Origin of the sequence: Pseudomonas sp. Pseusp11 (assembly GCF_047304405.1) — a bacterium.
GTDB lineage: Bacteria > Pseudomonadota > Gammaproteobacteria > Pseudomonadales > Pseudomonadaceae > Aquipseudomonas.
In genome coordinates, this window is the sequence record NZ_JBGLZF010000003.1 from 66,930 (window position 1) to 87,086 (window position 20,157).

Consider the following 20,157-nt stretch of genomic DNA (forward strand, 5'->3'; position numbering starts at 1 on the left):
TCCCCGATGGGTTTCAATCTATCCGAATGGGCGCTGCGTAACCGCCAGATCGTACTGTTCCTGATGCTCCTGCTGGCTGTGGTCGGGGCGTTGTCCTACACCAAGCTTGGCCAAAGCGAAGACCCGCCGTTCACCTTCAAGGCCATGGTAATTCGTACCAACTGGCCGGGGGCCACCGCCGAGGAAGTGGCGCGCCAGGTCACCGAGCGTATTGAAAAGAAACTGATGGAAACCGGCGAGTACGAACGGATCACCTCGTTCTCCCGCCCGGGCGAGTCCCAGGTGACGTTCATGGCGCGCGATTCCATGCATTCGGTGGATATCCCGGACCTCTGGTATCAGGTCCGCAAGAAAATCAGCGATATTCGCCAGACCCTGCCACCGGGGATCCAGGGCCCGTTTTTCAACGATGAATTCGGCACCACGTTCGGCAATATCTACGCCCTGACCGGCGAGGGCTTTGATTACGCAGTGCTCAAGGATTACGCCGACCGCATCCAGATCCAGCTGCAACGGGTCAAGGATGTGGGCAAGGTCGACCTGCTCGGGTTGCAGGACGAGAAGGTCTGGATCGAACTCTCCAACGTTAAACTGGCCACCCTCGGGGTGCCGCTGGCGGCGGTGCAGCAGGCACTTGAAGAACAGAACGCGATGTCCACCGCCGGCTTCTTCGAAACCACCAGCGAGCGTTTGCAGCTACGGGTCTCGGGGAATTTTCAGACGGTCGACGAGATCAAGAACTTCCCGATTCGCGTTGCAGATCGCACGTTCCGCATCGGTGATGTGGCGGACGTTCGTCGTGGCTTCAACGATCCACCGGCGCCGCGCATGCGCTTCATGGCTGAAGACGCCATCGGTCTGGCGGTGGCCATGAAGGACGGTGGCGATATTCTGGTATTGGGCAAGGCGCTGGAAATCGAGTTCGCCCGGATTCAGCAAAACCTGCCGGCCGGCATGCAGTTGCGCAAAGTCTCCGATCAACCCGCCGCGGTGAAAACCGGTGTGGGCGAGTTCGTTCAGGTACTGGTGGAGGCCCTGGCGATTGTGTTGCTGGTGAGCTTCTTCTCCCTTGGCGTGCGCACCGGCATGGTCGTAGCGCTGGCGATACCGCTGGTGTTGGCGATGACGTTCGCCTGCATGTATTACTTAGGGATAGGCCTGCACAAGATTTCCCTCGGCGCGCTGGTGCTGGCGCTGGGCTTGCTGGTGGATGATGCGATCATCGCCGTGGAAATGATGGCGATCAAAATGGAGCAGGGCTTCGACCGGATCAAGGCCGCCAGCTATGCCTGGACCAGCACCGCGTTCCCGATGCTCACCGGTACGTTGATCACCGCGGCCGGTTTCCTGCCGATCGCCACCGCGCAATCGGGCACCGGCGAGTACACCCGCTCGATCTTCCAGGTGGTGACTATCGCGCTACTGGCGTCTTGGGTGGCCGCCGTGGTTTTTGTGCCTTATCTGGGGGAGAAACTCCTGCCGGACCTGGCAAAAATTCACGCCGCCAAACACGGCACTGGCGACGGCCAACCCGACCCTTACGGCACGCCGTTCTATCAGCGCGTCAGACGGCTGGTGGAGTGGTGCGTACGCCGGCGCAAAACGGTGATCGTGCTGACCATCGTGATGTTCGTCGCGTCCGTGGTGTTGTTCCGTTTCGTGCCGCAGCAGTTCTTCCCGGCATCGGGGCGACTGGAATTGATGGTTGATCTGAAACTCGCCGAAGGTGCCTCCCTGAGCAACACCGCCGAGGAGGTCAAGCGTCTCGAAGGCCTGCTCAAGGATCACGCCGGGATCGACAACTATGTGGCTTATGTCGGCACCGGTTCGCCGCGTTTCTACCTGCCGCTGGACCAGCAACTTCCGGCCGCAAGCTTCGCGCAATTTGTTGTCCTGGCCAAAACCATCGAAGACCGCGAAACCCTGCGCACTTGGCTGATCGAAACCCTCAATGAACAATTCCCGGCCCTGCGCTCGCGGGTCACGCGTCTGGAAAACGGCCCGCCGGTTGGCTATCCGGTGCAGTTCCGGGTCACCGGTGAACACATTGCGGACGTCCGCGCCCTGGCGCGTAAAGTCGCGGCCAAGGTTCGCGAGAATCCACACGTGGCCAACGTGCATCTGGACTGGGAAGAGCCGAGCAAAGTCGTGTACCTGAACGTCGATCAGGACCGCGCGCGGGCGCTGGGCGTGAGCACGGCGAACCTCTCGGGGTTCCTGCGAAGCTCGTTGACCGGCTCCAGTGTCAGTCAGTACCGCGAAGACAACGAATTGATCGAGATCCTGCTGCGCGGCACGGTGCATGAGCGCACTGAACTGGCGTTGCTGCCGAGCCTGGCCGTGCCGACCGACAACGGTCGCAGCGTGGCGTTGTCGCAGATTGCCACGCTGGAATACGGCTTCGAAGAAGGCATCATCTGGCACCGTAACCGCCTGCCCAACGTGACGGTTCGCGCCGACATCTACGGCAAGGAACAACCGGCGACACTGGTGCAGCAAATCATGCCGACCCTCGATCCGATCCGCGCCGAACTGCCGGACGGCTATCTGCTGGAAGTCGGCGGTACGGTGGAAGACTCGGCCCGTGGGCAGAACTCGGTGAAGGCCGGCGTGCCGCTGTTCATCGTGGTGGTGCTGACGTTGCTGATGCTGCAACTGCGCAGTTTCTCACGCACTGCCATGGTGTTTCTGACAGCGCCGCTGGGGTTGATCGGGGTGACGCTGTTTCTGATGGTGTTCCGTCAGCCGTTCGGTTTCGTCGCCATGCTCGGGACCATCGCCTTGTCCGGGATGATCATGCGTAACTCGGTGATTCTGGTGGACCAGATCGAGCAGGACATCGCTGCCGGGCTCAAGCCCTGGCAGGCGATCATCGAGGCGACGGTGCGGCGTTTCCGGCCGATTGTGTTGACCGCGCTGGCGGCGGTGCTGGCGATGATTCCATTATCGCGCAGTGTGTTTTTCGGGCCGATGGCGGTGGCGATCATGGGCGGGCTGATTGTGGCGACGGCGTTGACGTTGCTGTTCTTGCCGGCGTTGTATGCGGCTTGGTTCAGGGTCAAGAAAGAGCCTGTTTGATCTTGGCGGCCTCGACCTCGTGGTTTGGCTCGCCGCCTTCCCTTGTAGGAGCATCCTGCGGTAGCTCCTACATGTATTTCAGATCCGTCTGATATTGAGTCAGAGCAAGGGCGGTGTTGTACTCGAGACTCGGTTTCGTGAGTTTTTGAGACAGCAATGATGAAAAAGCCGCCCATGCTGAAGGGCAGATCCGACCCGGTGTTCGATCGGTTGGGGCAATCGCCCAATAAGGAACGCCTCTCGGACTACCTCGCACTGCTCAAGCCTCTGGACGATCAGGGGCGTTACCTTCCATTCGATGACTTGCGCTACCGCTGGGCGCCGGGGCTGGACTCGAATCTGTGCTGGGCCTTGGTCAAAAAAGCCCGGACCGCCCAGTACTCAACCCTTCTGCCATTGGGCGAGCCTGTCCAATGGGGTCGCTTCGTGCTCACGCCGCTGGCGCAGAAAGCGGTTTCTGCCGTCGATCGGCAAGCGACAACGGCAGCGCTGGAACACATGACCAGCCAGATCGGCGAGCATGCGCATTTCAGCTATCTGCTTAACGATCTGATCGAAGATGAAGCAATCAGCAGCAGCCAACTCGAAGGTGCAGCGACCACTACCCGAGTGGCAAAAGATATGCTCAAGCGCAAGCGGCTGCCGCGTACGCCGGATGAGCGGATGGTCATCGGCAACTACAAAATGATGAACTTCGCCTGGGAAAAGCGTTATGAACCCTTGAGCGTCGAGCTGATTACGGCGATGCATCGTGTCGGCGTCGAGGGCATCGATGACACTCAATATTCACCCGGAGCTTTCAGGGCCAACGATGATGTGGTGGTGCAGGATGGCGAGGGCAATACCGTTCATACACCACCGCCCGCAGCAGGGCTGGTGTCACGGCTGCAGGTGCTGTCGAACTGGATCAATCAGTCCCACAACGACCCCTATCAAGTGGATTATCTTCATCCGTTGATAAAAGGCATCGCCCTGCATTTTGCGTTGGGTTATGAGCATCCTTTTCGCGACGGCAACGGCCGGGTCGCGCGGGCGCTGTTTTACTGGTTCATGTTCAAAAATGACTTCTCGGCCTTTCGTTATATAGCGATCAGCATTTTGCTGCGCAATGCGCCGGTGAAATATGGCCGCTCGTATCTGAATACGGAAGCTGATGAGCTGGACCTGACATATTTCATCGATTTCCAGTGTTCGGTGATTCTGCGTGCTGTCAGTGGTTTTACTGAGGCCTATCGGAAAAGTCTGGCTTATGCCGAGAACTTTGATCGATGGTTGTTGGAATCCGGCTTTTTTGACCAATTGACCGAGAGACAGCGCGCGGTATACCAAGTGGCCAAGAGTGGAATGGCCAAGGAATTTACGGCGGTCAATGTGAAGGAGAATCTGGACTGCTCTTACAACACCGCGTCGGCGACCTTGAATGGGTTGGTTGGGTTGAACGTGTTCGAGAAGAGGAAAATGGGCAGGGAGTGGGTGTTCTTCTTGCGCGGAGCGCCATAGGCGCTGGCAAGCTGCCATTGTTGACTTGTGACATAAGTGAAAAGCCCGCTGACCCCTTAAAAGGTCAGCGGGCTTTTTGCTGAGTCTGATTATTCCCAACCCATGGAAACGATCAGGTTACGGCTCAGAACAATATCTTCGCCACATCCGCAAAGCGCTTGGCAAAGTGCACGGTAATGCCTTCCTTCAGGTAGTCCGGCAACTCCTCGAAGTTACCGCGGTTCGGCTCCGGCAAAATCAGTTCATTGATCTTCTGCCGACGCGCCGCGATGACTTTCTCGCGCACACCGCCAATCGGCAGTACATGCCCGGTCAGCGTCAGTTCACCGGTCATGGCCACGCCTTTTTTCGGCGGTTGGTTGCGGGCGAGGGAGAGCAGGGCGCTGGCCATGGTCACGCCGGCGCTCGGGCCGTCTTTCGGCGTTGCGCCTTCCGGTACGTGGAGGTGGACGAAGGCTTCATCGAAGAACGTCGGGTCACCGCCGAATTGCTTCAGATGGGAGCTGACGTAGCTGTAGGCGATTTCCGCCGACTCTTTCATCACGTCCCCCAGCTGCCCGGTGAGTTTGAAGCCTCGGTTGAGGGTGTGGATGCGCGTGGCTTCGATCGGCAGGGTCGCGCCGCCCATGCTGGTCCAGGCCAGTCCGGTGATCACGCCGACGCCGGACAGCACTTGCTCGTTGCGGAACACCGGACGGCCGAGTGAGGCTTCCAGGTCTTTGGGGCCGAGTTTGATGACGGCTTTCGGTTCGTCGAGCAGTTTCATCACCGCTTTGCGCACCAGTTTGCCGAGGTTTTTCTCCAGCTGACGGACTCCGGCCTCTCGGGCATAGCCGTCGATCAAGGCCCTCAATGCAGTGTCGCTAATGCTCAAGTTGCCTTTGGAGACGCCGGCCTTTTCCAGCTGTTTCGGCCACAGGTGACGCTTGGCGATGGCGACTTTTTCTTCGGTGATGTAACCCGACAGGCGAATCACTTCCATCCGGTCCAGCAACGGGCCGGGGATCGAGTCCAGGGTGTTGGCGGTGCAGACGAATAGCACTTTCGACAGGTCCAGGCGCAAGTCCAGGTAATGGTCGAGGAATTCGACGTTCTGTTCCGGGTCGAGGGTTTCCAGCAGCGCCGAGGCCGGGTCGCCCTGGTAGCTCTGGCCCATCTTGTCGATCTCGTCGAGCATGATCACCGGGTTCATCACTTCGACGTCTTTCAACGCCTGGACGAGTTTGCCCGGTTGCGCGCCGATGTAGGTGCGGCGATGGCCCTTGATCTCGGCTTCGTCGCGCATGCCGCCGAGGCTGAAGCGATAGAACGGCCGCCCCAGGGATTCGGCGATGGATTTGCCGACGCTGGTCTTGCCCACGCCCGGCGGGCCCACCAGCAAGACGATGGAGCCGCTGATCTCGCCTTTATAGGCACCGACCGCGAGGAATTCGAGGATGCGGTCCTTGATGTCGTCGAGGCCGGCGTGGTGTTTATCCAGCACCTTGCGCGCGTGCTTGAGGTCGAGTTTGTCCTCGCCGTACACGCCCCACGGCACTGAGGTCGCCCAGTCGAGGTAGTTGCGGGTCACCGCGTATTCCGGCGATCCGGTTTCGAGGATCGACAGTTTGTTCATTTCCTCAACGATGCGTTTCTGCGCCTGGGGCGACAACACCTTGCCCGTCAGGCGTTGCTCGAACTGCTCGATGTCGGCGCTACGGTCGTCCTTGGTCAGCCCCAGCTCTTGCTGGATGACCTTGAGTTGTTCCTTGAGGAAGAACTCGCGCTGATGTTCGCCAATCTTGCGGTTAACTTCAGCGGAAATCTCTTTCTGTAAACGCGCGACTTCGACTTCCTTGCGCAGCATCGGCAGGACTTTTTCCATGCGCTTGAGCATCGGCACGCAGTCGAGCACTTCTTGCAACTCGCTGCCCGTGGCCGAGGTCAGGGCGGCGGCGAAGTCGGTCAGGGGCGACGGATCGTTGGGGCTGAAGCGGTTGAGGTAGTTTTTCAACTCTTCGCTGTACAGCGGGTTCAGCGGCAGCAGCTCTTTGATCGCATTGATCAGCGCCATGCCGTAGGCCTTGACCTCGTCGGTCGGCTCGGTGGGCTGGTGCGGGTATTCGACTTCCACCAGGTACGGTGGGCGATGGTGCTTGAGCCAGGTTTTGATGCGCACCCGGGTCAGGCCCTGGGCGACGAATTGCAGTTTGCCGTTTTCGCGGCTGGCGTGATGGACTTTGACCAGCGTGCCGTATTCCGGCAGGGCTTTGGTGTCGAAATGGCGCGGGTTGTCCTGGGGGGCATCCATGAAGAACAGGGCCAGAGAATGGTGGTCGGACTGGCTCACCAGTTCGAGAGTCTCGGCCCACGGCTCTTCGTTGACGATCACCGGCAGCACTTGCGCCGGGAAAAAAGGCCGGTTGTGGATCGGGATGATGTAGACCTTGTCCGGCAGGTTCTGGCCAGGCAGGGTGAGGCCTTTGCCGGTTGAAGGGTGTTCGTTGTTGTCTGTTTCGGCGTATTCGCTCGGGTCTTCGGGGAATTCTTGCTGGTCGGTCATGGGGCACCTGCGCAATAGGGTATGGATCTTAGATGGGGCAGGTGGGGGGTGGTTTCAATGGGCCTGGCTATTTCAGAGTGTGTGTTCAGGATTTTGACAGGTATTGGGCTCCTTGGCGGCCTTTGGGCCGACCATGTTCTTGTTGGTGGTGTACATATCCGTTGCTGCGGTAACGGCAGCTGGCGGTTTCGCCCTTACGGCGACTCCCTTTTTTACAAGCGCCTAAAAAAGGAAGCAAAAAACGCTCGGGTATGACTCACCCACATAGGTAACAAAACAGTTCAAGCACATAGGTAACAGTTTTTAACTGGCACTGGTCGATTCCGAGGATCTGACCATGCCGTGGCGGCCTGACAGCCGACCCATCTCTCCCAGATGTACCCCGTTCAAACTTGTAGGAGCTGCCGAAGGCTGCGATCTTTTGATCCTGGTGTCTTTACTGACTGCTGAAAATCAAGGTCAAAAGATCGCAGCCTTCGGCAGTTCCTACGGGGGCGGGTGACCTGAAACAATCGAGCACAAAAAAGGCGACGCCCCTCACAGGGCGTCGCCTTTGTTTTAACTGCCGCTACCGCTTATTCCGACAGTTTGTACGCAATCACATAGTCACCTTGCTTGGTGCCCAGCGAGCCGTGACCACCCGCAACGACGAGCACGTATTGCTTGCCGTCCTTGCCGGTGTAGGTCATCGGTGTGGTTTGCGCGCCGGCTGGCAGGCGGCCTTCCCAAAGCTGCTTGCCGTTTTTCACGTCGTAGGCGCGCAGGTACTGGTCGAGGGTGCCGCTCAGGAAGGCTACGCCACCGGCAGTGGTGAAGGTCCCGCCCAGGCTCGGTACGCCCATGCTCAGAGGGATCGGAACCGGCGAGCTGTCACGCACGGTGCCGTTTTTGTGTTTCCAGATGATTTTGCTGGTGGTCAGGTCGACCGCTGTCACGTAACCCCAGGCCGGTGCCTGGCACGGCAGGCCCATTGGCGAGAGCAGGGGTTCGAGGATGACGCCGTATGGCGCGCCTTTGTTCGGCTGCACGCCTTCGGTTTCGCTTTTACGCGGGCCTTGGGCTGCGATTTCGGCGGCGGGGATCAGTTTCGATTTGAACGCCATGTAGTCCGGGTTCATGAAAGCAATCTGACGCACCGGGTCAACCGAGATACCACCCCAGTCGAACACACCGAAGTTGCCTGGATAAACGATCGAACCTTGCAGCGATGGCGGCGTGAACGGGCCGTCGTAGCGCAGGGATTTGAAGTTGATCCGGCAGATCAGTTGGTCGAACGGGGTGACGCCCCACATGTCGCGCTCTTTCAGCGGCGGCGGCATCAGGTTCAGGTCGGATTTCGGTTGGGTCGGCGAGGTGTGATCACCTTCGACAGCGCCTTGTGGCACCGGCACTTCGTTGATCGGCACGATGGCCTTGCCGTTGCTGCGATCCAGCACGTAGATGCTGCCTTGCTTGGTGGACGCGAGCACCGCCGGTTTCACACCGTCTGCGGTTTTCAGGTCCATCAGGGTTGGCTGGCCACCGACGTCCATGTCCCACAGGTCATGGTGAGTGAACTGGAAGTGCCAGCGCACTTTGCCGGTGGCGATGTCCAGCGCGGTCAGGCCGGCGGAGTGCAGTTCCGATTCAGGGGTACGCGCGCCACCGAACTGATCCGGGGTCTGGTTGCCCATCGGCAGGTAGAGCATGCCGAGTTTTTCGTCGACGGCGAACATGGACCACATGTTCGGCGAGTTGCGGGTGTAGACCTTGCCTTCGGCAATCGGCGTGGTGTCGTCCGGGTTGCCGCTGTCCCAGTTCCACACCAGTTTGCCGGTGTGCACGTCGAACGCGCGGATCACGCCGCTTGGCTCGTCGGTGGAAACGTTGTCGGTGACGTGGCCGCCAATCACCACCAGGTCTTTGGTGACCGCCGGTGGCGAAGTGGAGTAGTAACCACCAGGGGTGAAACCGCCGATGTTGGCGGTCAGGTCGACCTGGCCACCGTTACCGAAGTCTTCGCACATTTTGCCGGTGTCGGCGTTCAGGGCGATCAGGCGGGTGTCGGCGGTCGGCAGGAAGATCCGGCGCGGGCAGACGCTGGTCACTGGTGGGTTGGCAGTGCCGGTCGGGCTCTGCTCGGATGCGTAGGTGGCATCATCGTGATAGGTCACGCCACGGCAGGTCATGTGCGCCCAACCCTTGAAGTTCGCCGCGTTCTGCGTGGAGAGCTTCGGATCGAAACGCCAGATTTCCTTGCCGGTGTCCGGGTCCAGTGCGATCACCTGGCTGTGCGGCGTGCAGACATAGAGCATGCCGTTGGCTTTGAGCGGGGTGTTTTCGGCGGTGGTTTCGCCCGGGTCGTTCGGGCCAGGCAGGTCACCGGTACGGAAAGTCCAGGCGGGAACCAGTTTGCTGACGTTCTGCGGGGTGATTTGCGCCAGTGGCGAGTAGCGATCGCCATGGGCGCTGCGGCCGTAGGAGTTCCAGTCGCCATCCGGCATGGCCGGGGCGGTGTTGCTCATGCCAGGCACGGCGTCACGGTCCAGTTGGCCTTTGATTTCACCGGGGTTGGTGAACAGGCTGGCCAGCGCGGCGATACCGGCGATAACCACGGCGACGCTCAGTGCGCCGGTGCCGATCGGGTTGAACTCACCGCGATGCAACGGGCGACGAACCCACGGCAGCAGCAGGACGATGCCGAGGGCAAAGAACAGCGCCAGGCGCGGCACTAATTGCCACCAGTCGAGGGCGACTTCCCACAGCGCCCAGACGGTGCTGGCGAACAACACGGCTGCGTACATGCCCAGTGCCGAGCGGCGGGCAGCGATCAGCAGACCCCCGGTCACCGCCAGGCCGATACCGGCCAGCAGGTAATACAGCGAGCCGCCGAGCATGCTCAGCTTGATCCCCCCGGCCAGCAAGGCCAGGCCCATTAGTAGAAGCAGAATGCCGAGCAGGGTCGGCAATAAACGGCTTCGACTCAAAGCACCGTCAGTGCTCATAGTGTGGTTCTCCGTGACGTTTTAAGTAGTCCCGCGCAAGTTCACTGTAGATGACGATCTGGCGCGGGCATGGTTCATCGAAAAAGTGTTTGGTTGATGCGGTCCCTGTGGGAGCAGGCTTGCCAGCTCCCACAGGTTTTATGCGTTTAATCAGAACGATGACTGGATCTTGATCCCGCCAATCAGCGCGTCGTCGACCTTGTCCACGCCACCGGGGTGGCGGATGTATTGCAGGTTCGGGCGCACGGTCAGCCAGTTGGTGACGTGCACGCCGTAATAGAGCTCGCTGCTGTATTCGGTGTCTTGCGGGGGCAGGAACGACGGGTCGTCGAAGTCCTGGACGGCGCGGGCCTGATTGGTCGCCTCGGCGTTCTTGCGGTAAGCCGGGTTGACGTGGACACGGGCCAGCGCGAAGCCGATATCGTCCTTGGCGCGGGCATCGAACAGGCCTTTGTAGACGACGCCGGCCTGGACATAGTTGTCGATGACGTTGGTCTTCTTGTCGTGCATCGTGGCGTTGGCGAACACACTCAGGCCGCGTGAATTGTCGCTGGCGCGGCTGGTCAGTTGCTGCTGAATACCGAGCCATACGCCATGCTTGCTCGATGCACTGCGGTAAGCCTCGCCGCTCAGGGCGGCCGGCTGGCCATGGCTGTCCTTATAGACGTCGCTGGCCTTGGCGCTGCTGTAGTAGTAACCGGCGCGGTATTCACCCGGCAGGCCATTGAGCTTCGGGGTCCAGACCAGCTCCACCGGCAGGATCGCGCCCTGAGTGCCGCTGCCGCTGAGCTTGAAACCGTTGCCGCGATCCAGATTGGACGGGTTTTGCTCGTAAGCCCCGACTTGTGCGTAGAGCTCGGGCGTCAGGTGATATTTGACGCGCATGGCCCACTGGCTGACCGGCCAGTTGTACCAGATGCCACCAACCCAGTTACCGACCTGGGAGCCGCAGAACGCCAGGTTCTGGAAGTCGCAGGGGAAGCTGTTGAAGTCTTCACCCTCGCCAAAGCGGCCGACCTTGATGTCGAGCTTCTGGTCGAAGAATTTCTGCTGATACCACATCTGCGTCAGGCGCCAGGTCTGGCCACGGCCCCAGACTTCCTGCGCCGAGGTGAAACCGCCAACACGCGGGTCGTTGATCCGGTCGTTGCTGATGTTGTTGCCGTTGCGTTCGGTGATGGTCAGCTGAAATTCAGCGTCGTCCCAACCCAGAATCTTCTGCAAGTCCAGGTGAGTACCCAAGGCAAACTGATCGCTGTAGCGCGCGGTACGGTCATGGTCGTAGCCGCCGTGCAGGTTGCTGCCCATTTCACCGGTGTAATCGACTTTGAAGTCGTAGCCTTTTTCCGAAAGTTCGGTGCGAGTGCCGTTCCAGTCACCCAGCATCCATGGCGAGTCGCTATCGAAGGCTGGCGCGGCCTGGGCGCAAGTGGCAAGGCCCAGAGCGGTGAACCCGCTGATCAGCTTCAGGGCTTTTCGGCTGGACACAGCGGGTGAGACAGCGCTGTCTCGCGGAGTTTGAAAATCAGGCATAGAGAAGGAATTCTTGATCTTTTTCTAAAGGGGATGCGCTGAACGCAGCAGGAATGCAGCAGGGAGAAGCGTTTCAGCTGGACGGGCGTAAGGATAATGTTCTGTAACACATTGAGAAAGGGCTTTTACTGACATGGATCATTTCGGATTTGGTAACAGTCGGCTGCGACCGGTCGCCGCAGTGCCAGGTGGCGCAAAAAAAGGCGGACTGAATAGTCCGCCTCGCTATGTTTCAGGGCCGTTAATTCAACAGATAGACCGGGAAGCATTCACACAAATGCATCACCCGTCGACGGACATTGTCCAGCAACGCCGCATTGGTCGGTTGCTCAAGCAGGTCGGCAATCAGGTTGGCCACTTCGGCGCATTCGGCTTCACCGAAGCCCCGCGTGGTCAGGGCAGGTGTGCCAATGCGGATGCCGCTGGTGATCGCAGGTTTTTGCGGATCGTCGGGGATCGCGTTCTTGTTCAAGGTGATGTGGGCGCTCTCGAGCAACGCCTCGGCATCTTTTCCGGTGATGTTTTTCGCGCGCAGATCGAGCAGGAACATGTGGCAGTCGGTGCCCCCTGACACCACCCGCAGGCCGCGTCGAGTAAGGATATTCGCCATGGTCCTGGCGTTGTCGATGACGCGTTGCTGATAGTGCTTGAACTCATCACCGAGGGCTTCATTGAACGCTACGGCCTTGGCGGCGATGACGTGCATCAGAGGTCCACCCTGATAGACCGGGAATATCGTCTTGTCGAGCAACGCCGCATGTTCGCGTTTGGCCAGGATCAGACCGCCCCGTGGGCCGCGCAGCGTTTTATGAGTGGTCGAGGTGACGAAGTCGGCAATGCCAATCGGCGAGGGGTACAGGCCGGCTGCGATGAGTCCGGCGTAGTGCGCCATGTCGACCATCAGGTACGCGCCGATTTCATCGCAGATGTTGCGAAAACGCTGGAAGTCGATGGTCCTGGAATACGCCGAGGCACCGGCAATGATCATTTTCGGCCGGTGTTCCCGGGCCAGGGCTTCCATCTCGGCGTAGTCGAGGGTTTCGCTGTGTTTTTCCAGGCCGTACGAGTACGCGGTGTAGAACTTGCCGGAGAAGTTTACCGAGGCGCCATGGGTCAAGTGGCCGCCATCGGCCAGGGACATTCCCAGAATCGTGTCGCCAGGGTTGAGCACCGCGAGAAACACGGCCTGATTGGCCTGGGAGCCGGAGTGCGGCTGGACGTTGGCATATTCGCTGCCAAACAGTTTGCAGGCACGTTCGATGGCGAGGCTTTCAATCTCGTCGACCACTTTACAGCCACCGTAATAGCGCTTGCCTGGGTAGCCTTCGGCGTACTTGTTGGTCAGCACCGAACCTTGGGCTTCCAGTACTTCTTCGCTGACGTAGTTTTCCGAGGCGATCAGCTCCAGGTGGGTTTCCTGGCGGTTGCGTTCGCGGCTGATCAGGCGAGCGAGGGTGGGGTCTAGATTCTGCAGGCTCATGGAGGGCATTCCTTTAAATGAGTGCTTCAGCCAAGGGGGCTGGCGCGTGACGCGGCAACACCCGTGACTGGCTTTTGCTGGTATCGGAAAGAAAAATGGACGTGTCTTTCAGACCGCTGCCGGTGATCAGCACCACGGCGGTTTGCGGCGTGTCGGGGTGTTCTTCGGCGTACTTGAGCAGACCGGCGAAGGCGCTGGCGGCCCCGGCTTCGGGGAAAACGCCGGTGCTGGCGGCCAGTCTGGACGCCGCTGCGACAATGCTAGGGTCACTGACACAGATGAACTCGCCCTCGCTGGCCGTTACCGCGCGCAAGGCCTTGAGACGGTCGCGCGGCAGGGCCACGTTGATGCTGCTGGCGAGGCTGGTAGGCGTAATGCGTTCGGTCTGCTGCATCGGCTGGTCGCTGCGCCAGGCTCGATACATGAAATTGCTGTTTTGCGCCTGTACGCCGATCAGCCGTGGCATGCGTTCAATCCAGCCCAGTTGCAGCAGATCGAAGAAGCCTTTGTACACCGAGCCCAGGATGCAGCCATTGCCGACTGGGACAAACACCAGGTCCGGGACTTGCCAGGCGAGCTGTTCGCACATCTCGAAAGCCACGGTTTTCTTGCCTTCGCTCATGTACGAATTGATGCCGGTGGTGCGGTTGTACCAGCCATGGGTTTCGCAGGCGTCGAAGCATTGTTCGAACGCTTCGTCGTATTGCCCATCGACCAGTACGATCTCGGCACCGTAGCCCTGCATTTGTGCGAGTTTCTCGCGGGGAGCACTTTTTGGCAGGTAAATCACGTTGCGCAGACCCAGGCTCGCGCTCATTCCGGCCAGCGCCGAAGCAGCGTTGCCAGTGCTGGCGACGGCGACGGTACTCGCACCGGATTGCATCGCATGGGCTACAGCCAGGGCGCTGGCGCGATCCTTCAATGAGCCGGTAGGCTGCCGGGATTCATCCTTGATGAATACCTTGATTGGCGCCTCTCTGCCGAGCAATTCGGGGCGTGAATACAACGGCGTGTTACCCACCAGTAATGGTGGAATGAACTGCGTGGAATTCAGCGGCATCAGCCGGTCATAACGCCACATTCCCCGGGCGTGGTCATGAGCCAGACTGTCCCGTGACCATTCGCGTGCCAGTGTCGGGTAATCGTAGAGCGCATCGAGAGCACCATCGATTTTGCAATGGGGGCAGTAGTAGTTGACTTCATGTGGCTGGTAGCGGCGTTCGCAAGCCAGGCACTGCAATACATACTCTCTGTAAGACTTCTTCATGGCCAACCCTTGAAAGTACGCTTCCCTGACAACGTCGGTTCAGCGCGGAAACACGGATCACTCCGATGCGCCGGACCGACGGGTACTTCGCTATCCGAAGATTTTTTTTCAGACCACCATGATGGCGTCGATGGCGACCAGGGTATTGCGCGCCAAGGCGCTGGCGCCGGCGGTGGTGCGGGCTGGATAAGGCTGGGTGAAATACTCTTCCATGACCCGGTTCAGGGTCGGGAACTCGCTCAGGTCCGTGATGAACGCAGTGACCTTGACCACGTTCGCCAGAGTGCCGCCCGCGGCTTCGGCCATCTGCGCCAGATTGTCCAGGGTCTGACGCAGTTGCCCTTCGAAATCCTGAGCCAGCACTTCATTGTTCAACGACGAGACCGGGGTCTGTGCCGACAGGTAGATGGTCTGCCCATGACTGACCTTGATGCCTTGGGAGTAAGTGCCCAGAGGCAGCGGGGCCTTGTCGGTGAAGATGACGTTTTCTTCGCCCAGAAAAGGTTTGGCCAAGGGCTGGAGTTGAGCGTTGGTCTGCATGATGACGATCCTTGTTAGTGGGTTGGGGGGTTAGTGCAAGTCGGCAACCTGTCGCACGGCCAGGGCCGAGAATTCCTCGTCACGGCAACGCGCCGGGGAAAAGTGTTGGTAGTTGAGGTGCAGGGCCGCCAGGTCGGACGGCATTGCGTTGCCCAGTGCGGCGTGACTGCACAACCGGGCAATGGCCGGTGCGGCCTGAATGCCGTAGCCGCCCAGTGCGGCAAGCCAGATGAAACTTTCCTGCAACGGGTCCTGGCCCAATACCGGCGAACGGTCGGCAACAAAGGTGCGCAGGCCTGCCCACTTGTTGATGATCGAGCGAGGGCGCAGCCGTGTGGTGTTTTGCAGGCGATCCATGGTGATGGCCAGATCGAGTTCATCCGGCAGGGCATCGCAAGGCAACGACGGGCTTTCATCGCAAGGCGAGACGATCAGGCGTCCGGCTTCCGGCTTGATGAAAATGTCTTCGTCGACCGTTCCCAGGTATGGTGTGCGGTGCACGTCGCATTGCGGATCGACCGCCAGCACCGTGCGGCGCAGTGGCCGCACACCTACCTTCGGCAAACCGCAGCGCTCGGCCAATTCATCGGCCCAGGCGCCGGCGGCGTTGACCACAATCGCGGTCTCGAGGTGCTGGCCATCCTGGGTGTGTAACGTCCAGTGACCGGCACGGTACTGGCCCCGCAACACTTCGGTCTCACGTTTGACCACACCGCCGCGAGCGCGCAGGCCGCCAAGATAGGCACCATGAATGCCGTGTACATCCAGATCGAAGGCGCTGGGTTCGAAAATCCCCGCGCTCCACGCGCCCTCAGCCAAGTAAGGCACCAGTTCAAGGACTTGTTTCTCGTCGAGGAACTGCGCCGTCGGCACCTGCCCGAGAACCGCGGTGAAACGGGCGGCCAACTTATCCACACGTGCCGCCTGGGCCACGATCAACGCACCCCGTGGTGCCCACAATGGATGTTCGGCGAGCCCCTCGGGCGGATTCTCGAAAAAACTCCGGGAGGCACAAGTCAGCGAGCGGATCTGCTGGTTGCCGTAGCTTTCCATGGAAATCGCCGCCGAACGCCCGGTGGTGTGATAGGCCAGTTGTGGTTCGCGTTCAAGCAGGCACACGCTGCCGTGAGCCGCCAGTTCATAGGCGGCGGATACCCCGGCAATCCCGCCGCCAACCACGATGAAGTCGTAACGAGCGGTCATGGTCGGCTGCCCTCGACGACGGTGCCGGATTTGCTTTCCCGGGTGTAGGTCAGTACGAAATGTGCCACGAGCCCGAAGATCAGGCCCCAGAATGCAGCGGCCAGCCCCAGGAAACTCATGCCCGAGGCGGTGACCAGGAAGGTGATCAGCGCGGCTTCACGTTGTTTCTCGTCAGCCATGGCTCCGGTCAGCCCGGCGCTGATCGCCCCGAACAGGGCCAGGCCGGCTAGGGAGGCGATCAGCTCTTTGGGCAAGGCAGAAAACACCGAAGCGAGGGTCGCGCCGAAGATGCCCATCAGAATGTAGAACACCCCGCAGGCGATCCCGGCGATGTAGCGCTTGTCGCGATCTTCATGGGCTTCGCGGCCGGTGCAGATAGCGGCGGTGATGGCTGCCAGGTTTAAGCCATGGGAGCCGAATGGCGCCATCAAAATCGAGCCGATGGCCGTGACCGAAATGATCGAGCGCGCGGGGGTGTTGTAGCCCGAGGTGCGCAACACCGCCATGCCCGGCACGTACTGCCCGGTCAGGGTGACGAGGGCCAGCGGCAGGCCGATATTGATGATCGCGTGCCAGCTCCACTGCGGGGCAATGAAGATCGGGTGAGCGACATCGACGGTGATCGAACCTGTGTTGAGTCCACCGAACGAGGCGGCCACGGCGCAGCCGACAATCAATACCGACAGGATGGCGTAGCGCGGTGAAAAGCGTTTGAACAGCAGGTACGCCGCGATCATTGACAGCACCATGCTCGGCTGCAGCTTGATCGAGGTGAAGAGTTCGGCGCCGAAACGAAACAGGATGCCGGCGAGCATGGCGGCGGCGATGGCTTTTGGCAGGCGACTCATCAATTTGTCGAACGCACCGGACAAGCCGACCACCGCGATAATCACCGAAGCCACCACATAGGCGCCGATGGCCTCGGGCAGGGAGACCGTGGGCAGCATCGACACCAGCAACGCCGCACCCGGTGTCGACCATGCCGTAATCACCGGAATCCTCAAGCGCCAGCTCAATAACAGACCGGTAATGCCGCTGCCGATGGAAATAGCCCAGATCCAGGACGACACTTGATCATTGGGCAGGTGTGCCTCCCGGGCCGCCTGAAACACGATGATCAGCGGGCCGGCATAGGAAATGATCACGGCGATGAAGCCTGCAATGATCGCTGACAGGGATAGATCCTTTCTGAGTGTGTCCATGATGTCTCGGCTTGGCGTGGCTGGCACGCGGTGATTCAGAATGAGATTGAGTCGATTGCTTCGATTCGAGATGAGTGTATTTGAATGAATTGAGTTGATTCAATAGGCGAGGAGGTTGTTACGAGATGTTTTTTTGCTATCAAGCTGTATTTGTCAGGTTTTTTTCAAATAACTATTTGATTTATAAGAAAATATAGTTTTTGAAAAATATTTTGCATGAAAGATGCTTTTCGATTCATTCGCCGAATCAATCGACTCAATTTATTGATTGAGTCCATTTATTAGTTGCCTAACCACCATGTGATATGCTCGGATATTCATCATTTCTACGATGGGTAGCGATCATTCATGTGGGTTCCTCAGCTAAGCGAGTTCAGCCAGCCGATGTATTTGTCGATTGCCGACGCGTTGGCGCGCGATATCAGCAACGGCGTGTTGAACGAAGGTGATCGTCTGCCGACCCTGCGGGAGCTGGCCACCACGCTGAATGTCACGCCCGGTACCATCAGTCGTGCCTATAGCGAAGCCCATCGGCGGCGTCTGGTGCAGGGGGAAGTGGGGCGTGGCACTTATGTGCTCAACCAGAAACAGTTGGAACTGCCGGCCAGCAACAGTGCCGTTTCGCTGAATCTTGGGCAGTCTGAGTTATTGGACCTTTCGATCATCAAGCCTTACAGCGAAACCCTGGAATACTGGTTGCGTGGAGCCTTGGTGGGCATGGCCAAAAGCACGGATTTTGCCCATACCCTCGACTATGCCCCCGATGGCGGTCATCCGGCTCATCGCGAGGCGGGCGCGCAATGGCTGCGCCATTCGTTGCCCGATGCACAATGGCAGCAAGTGGTGATCACCGCCGGCGCCCAGCATGGTTTGATGGTCGCGATGAGTGCGCTGACCAACGCCGGTGATCTGGTGCTCTGCGAGGAGCTTTGCTACCCCGGCATCATTTCCCTTGCCCATGGACTGGAACGACGTCTGCGTGGCGTACCAATGGACGATGAAGGGATCATTCCCGAAGCGCTGCGTGAGCTGTGCCAGCGTGAGAAACCGGCGATGCTGGTCTGCGTGGCGACGTGCCAGAACCCAACGGCGGCGATCATGTCGCAAAAACGTCGGGCACAAATCGCGGCGCTGGCCGAGGAGTTCGACTTCATCATCCTGGACGATGACATCTACGGTTTTCTAGCCACCGACCCGTCGATCAAGCCGCTGTCGGCGTTTGCCCCGGATCGTTCGGTGTACCTGACCAGTCTGTCGAAGTCGGTCATGCCGGCCTTGCGGATTGGCTATCTCTATAGCCCGCCGAAACTGCTGTCGCGCCTGACCTCCATGGTGCGCAGCAGCGTCTGGATGCCGTCGCCATTGACCGCTCAGTTGGCCAGCAACGTGATCACCGAGGGGTTGGATAAAAAGCTGATACGCATTCAGCGCAACGAGGCCGCCGGGCGGCAGGCGATCGCTCAGGAAATCTTCGCCAATTTCGAGCTCAAGACCCAGCCGTATTCCTACCACGTCTGGTTGACGTTGCCCGAGCCCTGGACCAGCGACGAATTCACCATGCTGGCCCGTGCCAACGGTGTGCTGGTCCTCAGCGGTACCCAGTTCCAGGCCGAACGTAGCGGCATTACGCGCTGCGTGCGACTGGTGTTGATGTCGCCCACCAGCCAGGACGAATTGCGGTTTGCCCTGACCAAGCTGGCTAGCCTGATCGATTCGGACCCGCGTCGTTATTACTGAGCCGGGCGCTATCTCCTGACGTTTGTCCCTCGGATGATAGCCAACTCGCCTACAGTTAATTCAGCCTCTGACGAATGCCTCTGTCCGGAGCCCTTCCACCGGACGAAAGCCTCCGTTAAGGTGCGCGGCTTCCCATCCTTTCATCGTTCGAAGGCCCGGCATGACCGAACACAACCCTGATCCCCTGCACGGCGTGACGCTGGAGCAAATCCTCAACGCCCTGGTTGCGCACTACGAGTGGTCGGGGCTGGCCGAGCGTATCGATATCCGCTGCTTCAAGAGCGACCCGAGCATCAAGTCGAGCCTGACATTCCTGCGCAAAACCCCGTGGGCGCGGGAGAAGGTCGAACGCCTGTACGTGAAACTGATGCGCACCAAGCGCCCGGTCTGAGCATGGTCATACCCTCGACCGCGAGGCGTCGTTGTGTGGCCGTGGCGGCGATTCTGGGCTGGGCGGGCTTGAGCATTCAGATGTACCTGATTCTCTATGCCCGCTGGAGTATCGCGGCCAGCCTGCTGGGCGGGCTGGTGAGTTTTTTCAGCTTTTTCACGGTGCTGACCAATACGCTGGTGGCGGTGGTGCTGACCTGTGAACTGACGTCCCGCGAGTCAGCGGCGCGACGCTGGTTTTTGCAGCCGTGGGTGAGCAGTGCCATTGCGGTGAGTATCGCGGTGGTCGGCGTGGCGTACAGCCTGTTGTTGCGCCATTTATGGCATCCCGAAGGCTGGCAATGGCTGGCCGATGAGTTGATGCATGACGTCATGCCGCTGCTGTTCCTGGTTTATTGGTGGTTCTGTGTACCCAAGGGAACGTTACGGCTGCGGCACATTGCGTTGTGGGTGATCTATCCACTGGTGTACTTCGGCTATTCGCTATGGCGTGGGCATCTGCTGGCGGTTTATCCCTATCCGTTCATTGATGTCGACAAACTGGGTTATCCACAGGTGTTCGTGAATGCAGGGGGATTGTTGGCGGGGTTTGTGCTGATTTCACTGTTGGTGATCGGGTTGGATCGGTGGCGCACGGATCGCAAGTGAACACTGACTGTGGCGAGGGAGCTTGCTCCCGTTCGGCTGCGAAGCAGTCGTTA

Annotated in this window: 13 protein-coding genes; 5 read left to right on the forward strand and 8 right to left on the reverse strand. The window is 59.6% G+C overall.

Annotated elements, in window-relative coordinates; translation table 11 throughout:
- Nucleotides 1–6 precede the first annotated feature (6 nt).
- On the forward strand, nucleotides 7–3,078 hold the full coding sequence (locus ACCC96_RS03130) for an efflux RND transporter permease subunit (RefSeq protein ID WP_413694974.1): 3,072 nt from the start codon (nucleotides 7–9) through the stop codon (nucleotides 3,076–3,078).
- Between the two features lie 159 nt (nucleotides 3,079–3,237).
- Nucleotides 3,238–4,578, forward strand: a complete 1,341-nt coding sequence (locus tag ACCC96_RS03135) for a Fic family protein (RefSeq protein ID WP_413695058.1) — start codon at nucleotides 3,238–3,240, stop codon at nucleotides 4,576–4,578.
- A 124-nt stretch (nucleotides 4,579–4,702) separates the two neighbouring features.
- Here ACCC96_RS03135 and lon read toward each other — a convergent pair whose 3' ends face one another.
- The 8 genes from lon to ACCC96_RS03175 all read right to left on the reverse strand — a co-directional run bounded on the left by lon (nucleotide 4,703) and on the right by ACCC96_RS03175 (nucleotide 17,329).
- Nucleotides 4,703–7,120: an endopeptidase La gene (gene lon / locus ACCC96_RS03140; RefSeq protein ID WP_019651314.1), complete on the reverse strand. Its 2,418-nt coding sequence runs from the start codon at nucleotides 7,118–7,120 to the stop codon at nucleotides 4,703–4,705.
- A 575-nt stretch (nucleotides 7,121–7,695) separates the two neighbouring features.
- Nucleotides 7,696–10,104, reverse strand: coding sequence for a glucose/quinate/shikimate family membrane-bound PQQ-dependent dehydrogenase (locus tag ACCC96_RS03145; protein WP_413694975.1), 2,409 nt, complete (start codon nucleotides 10,102–10,104; stop codon nucleotides 7,696–7,698).
- A 150-nt stretch (nucleotides 10,105–10,254) separates the two neighbouring features.
- On the reverse strand, nucleotides 10,255–11,637 hold the full coding sequence (locus ACCC96_RS03150) for a carbohydrate porin (protein ID WP_413694976.1): 1,383 nt from the start codon (nucleotides 11,635–11,637) through the stop codon (nucleotides 10,255–10,257).
- 241 nt (nucleotides 11,638–11,878) lie between these two features.
- On the reverse strand, nucleotides 11,879–13,117 hold the full coding sequence (gene glyA, locus ACCC96_RS03155) for a serine hydroxymethyltransferase (RefSeq protein ID WP_413694977.1): 1,239 nt from the start codon (nucleotides 13,115–13,117) through the stop codon (nucleotides 11,879–11,881).
- Between the two features lie 13 nt (nucleotides 13,118–13,130).
- Nucleotides 13,131–14,384 (reverse strand): threonine synthase, encoded by a 1,254-nt coding sequence (thrC, locus tag ACCC96_RS03160; RefSeq protein WP_413694978.1) that lies wholly within the window; start codon nucleotides 14,382–14,384, stop codon nucleotides 13,131–13,133.
- Between the two features lie 108 nt (nucleotides 14,385–14,492).
- The gene (locus ACCC96_RS03165) at nucleotides 14,493–14,924 is read right to left on the reverse strand and encodes a Rid family detoxifying hydrolase (RefSeq protein ID WP_413694979.1); all 432 of its coding nucleotides are present in this window, start codon (nucleotides 14,922–14,924) and stop codon (nucleotides 14,493–14,495) included.
- Nucleotides 14,925–14,954: 30 nt separating this feature from the next.
- Nucleotides 14,955–16,127 (reverse strand): NAD(P)/FAD-dependent oxidoreductase, encoded by a 1,173-nt coding sequence (locus tag ACCC96_RS03170; RefSeq protein WP_018926658.1) that lies wholly within the window; start codon nucleotides 16,125–16,127, stop codon nucleotides 14,955–14,957.
- The gene (locus ACCC96_RS03175; protein WP_018926657.1) at nucleotides 16,124–17,329 is read right to left on the reverse strand and encodes a benzoate/H(+) symporter BenE family transporter; all 1,206 of its coding nucleotides are present in this window, start codon (nucleotides 17,327–17,329) and stop codon (nucleotides 16,124–16,126) included. The genes ACCC96_RS03170 and ACCC96_RS03175 overlap by 4 nt, the downstream gene beginning before the upstream one ends.
- Before the next feature lie 348 nt (nucleotides 17,330–17,677).
- Between ACCC96_RS03175 and ACCC96_RS03180 the strand changes: the two genes are divergently transcribed.
- The 3 genes from ACCC96_RS03180 to ACCC96_RS03190 all read left to right on the forward strand — a co-directional run bounded on the left by ACCC96_RS03180 (nucleotide 17,678) and on the right by ACCC96_RS03190 (nucleotide 20,104).
- Nucleotides 17,678–19,066, forward strand: coding sequence for a PLP-dependent aminotransferase family protein (locus ACCC96_RS03180; RefSeq protein WP_064616271.1), 1,389 nt, complete (start codon nucleotides 17,678–17,680; stop codon nucleotides 19,064–19,066).
- Nucleotides 19,067–19,226: 160 nt separating this feature from the next.
- The gene (locus ACCC96_RS03185) at nucleotides 19,227–19,457 is read left to right on the forward strand and encodes a VF530 family DNA-binding protein (RefSeq protein WP_018926655.1); all 231 of its coding nucleotides are present in this window, start codon (nucleotides 19,227–19,229) and stop codon (nucleotides 19,455–19,457) included.
- A 2-nt stretch (nucleotides 19,458–19,459) separates the two neighbouring features.
- Nucleotides 19,460–20,104, forward strand: a complete 645-nt coding sequence (locus ACCC96_RS03190) for a Pr6Pr family membrane protein (RefSeq protein ID WP_349746542.1) — start codon at nucleotides 19,460–19,462, stop codon at nucleotides 20,102–20,104.
- Nucleotides 20,105–20,157: the final 53 nt, after the last annotated feature.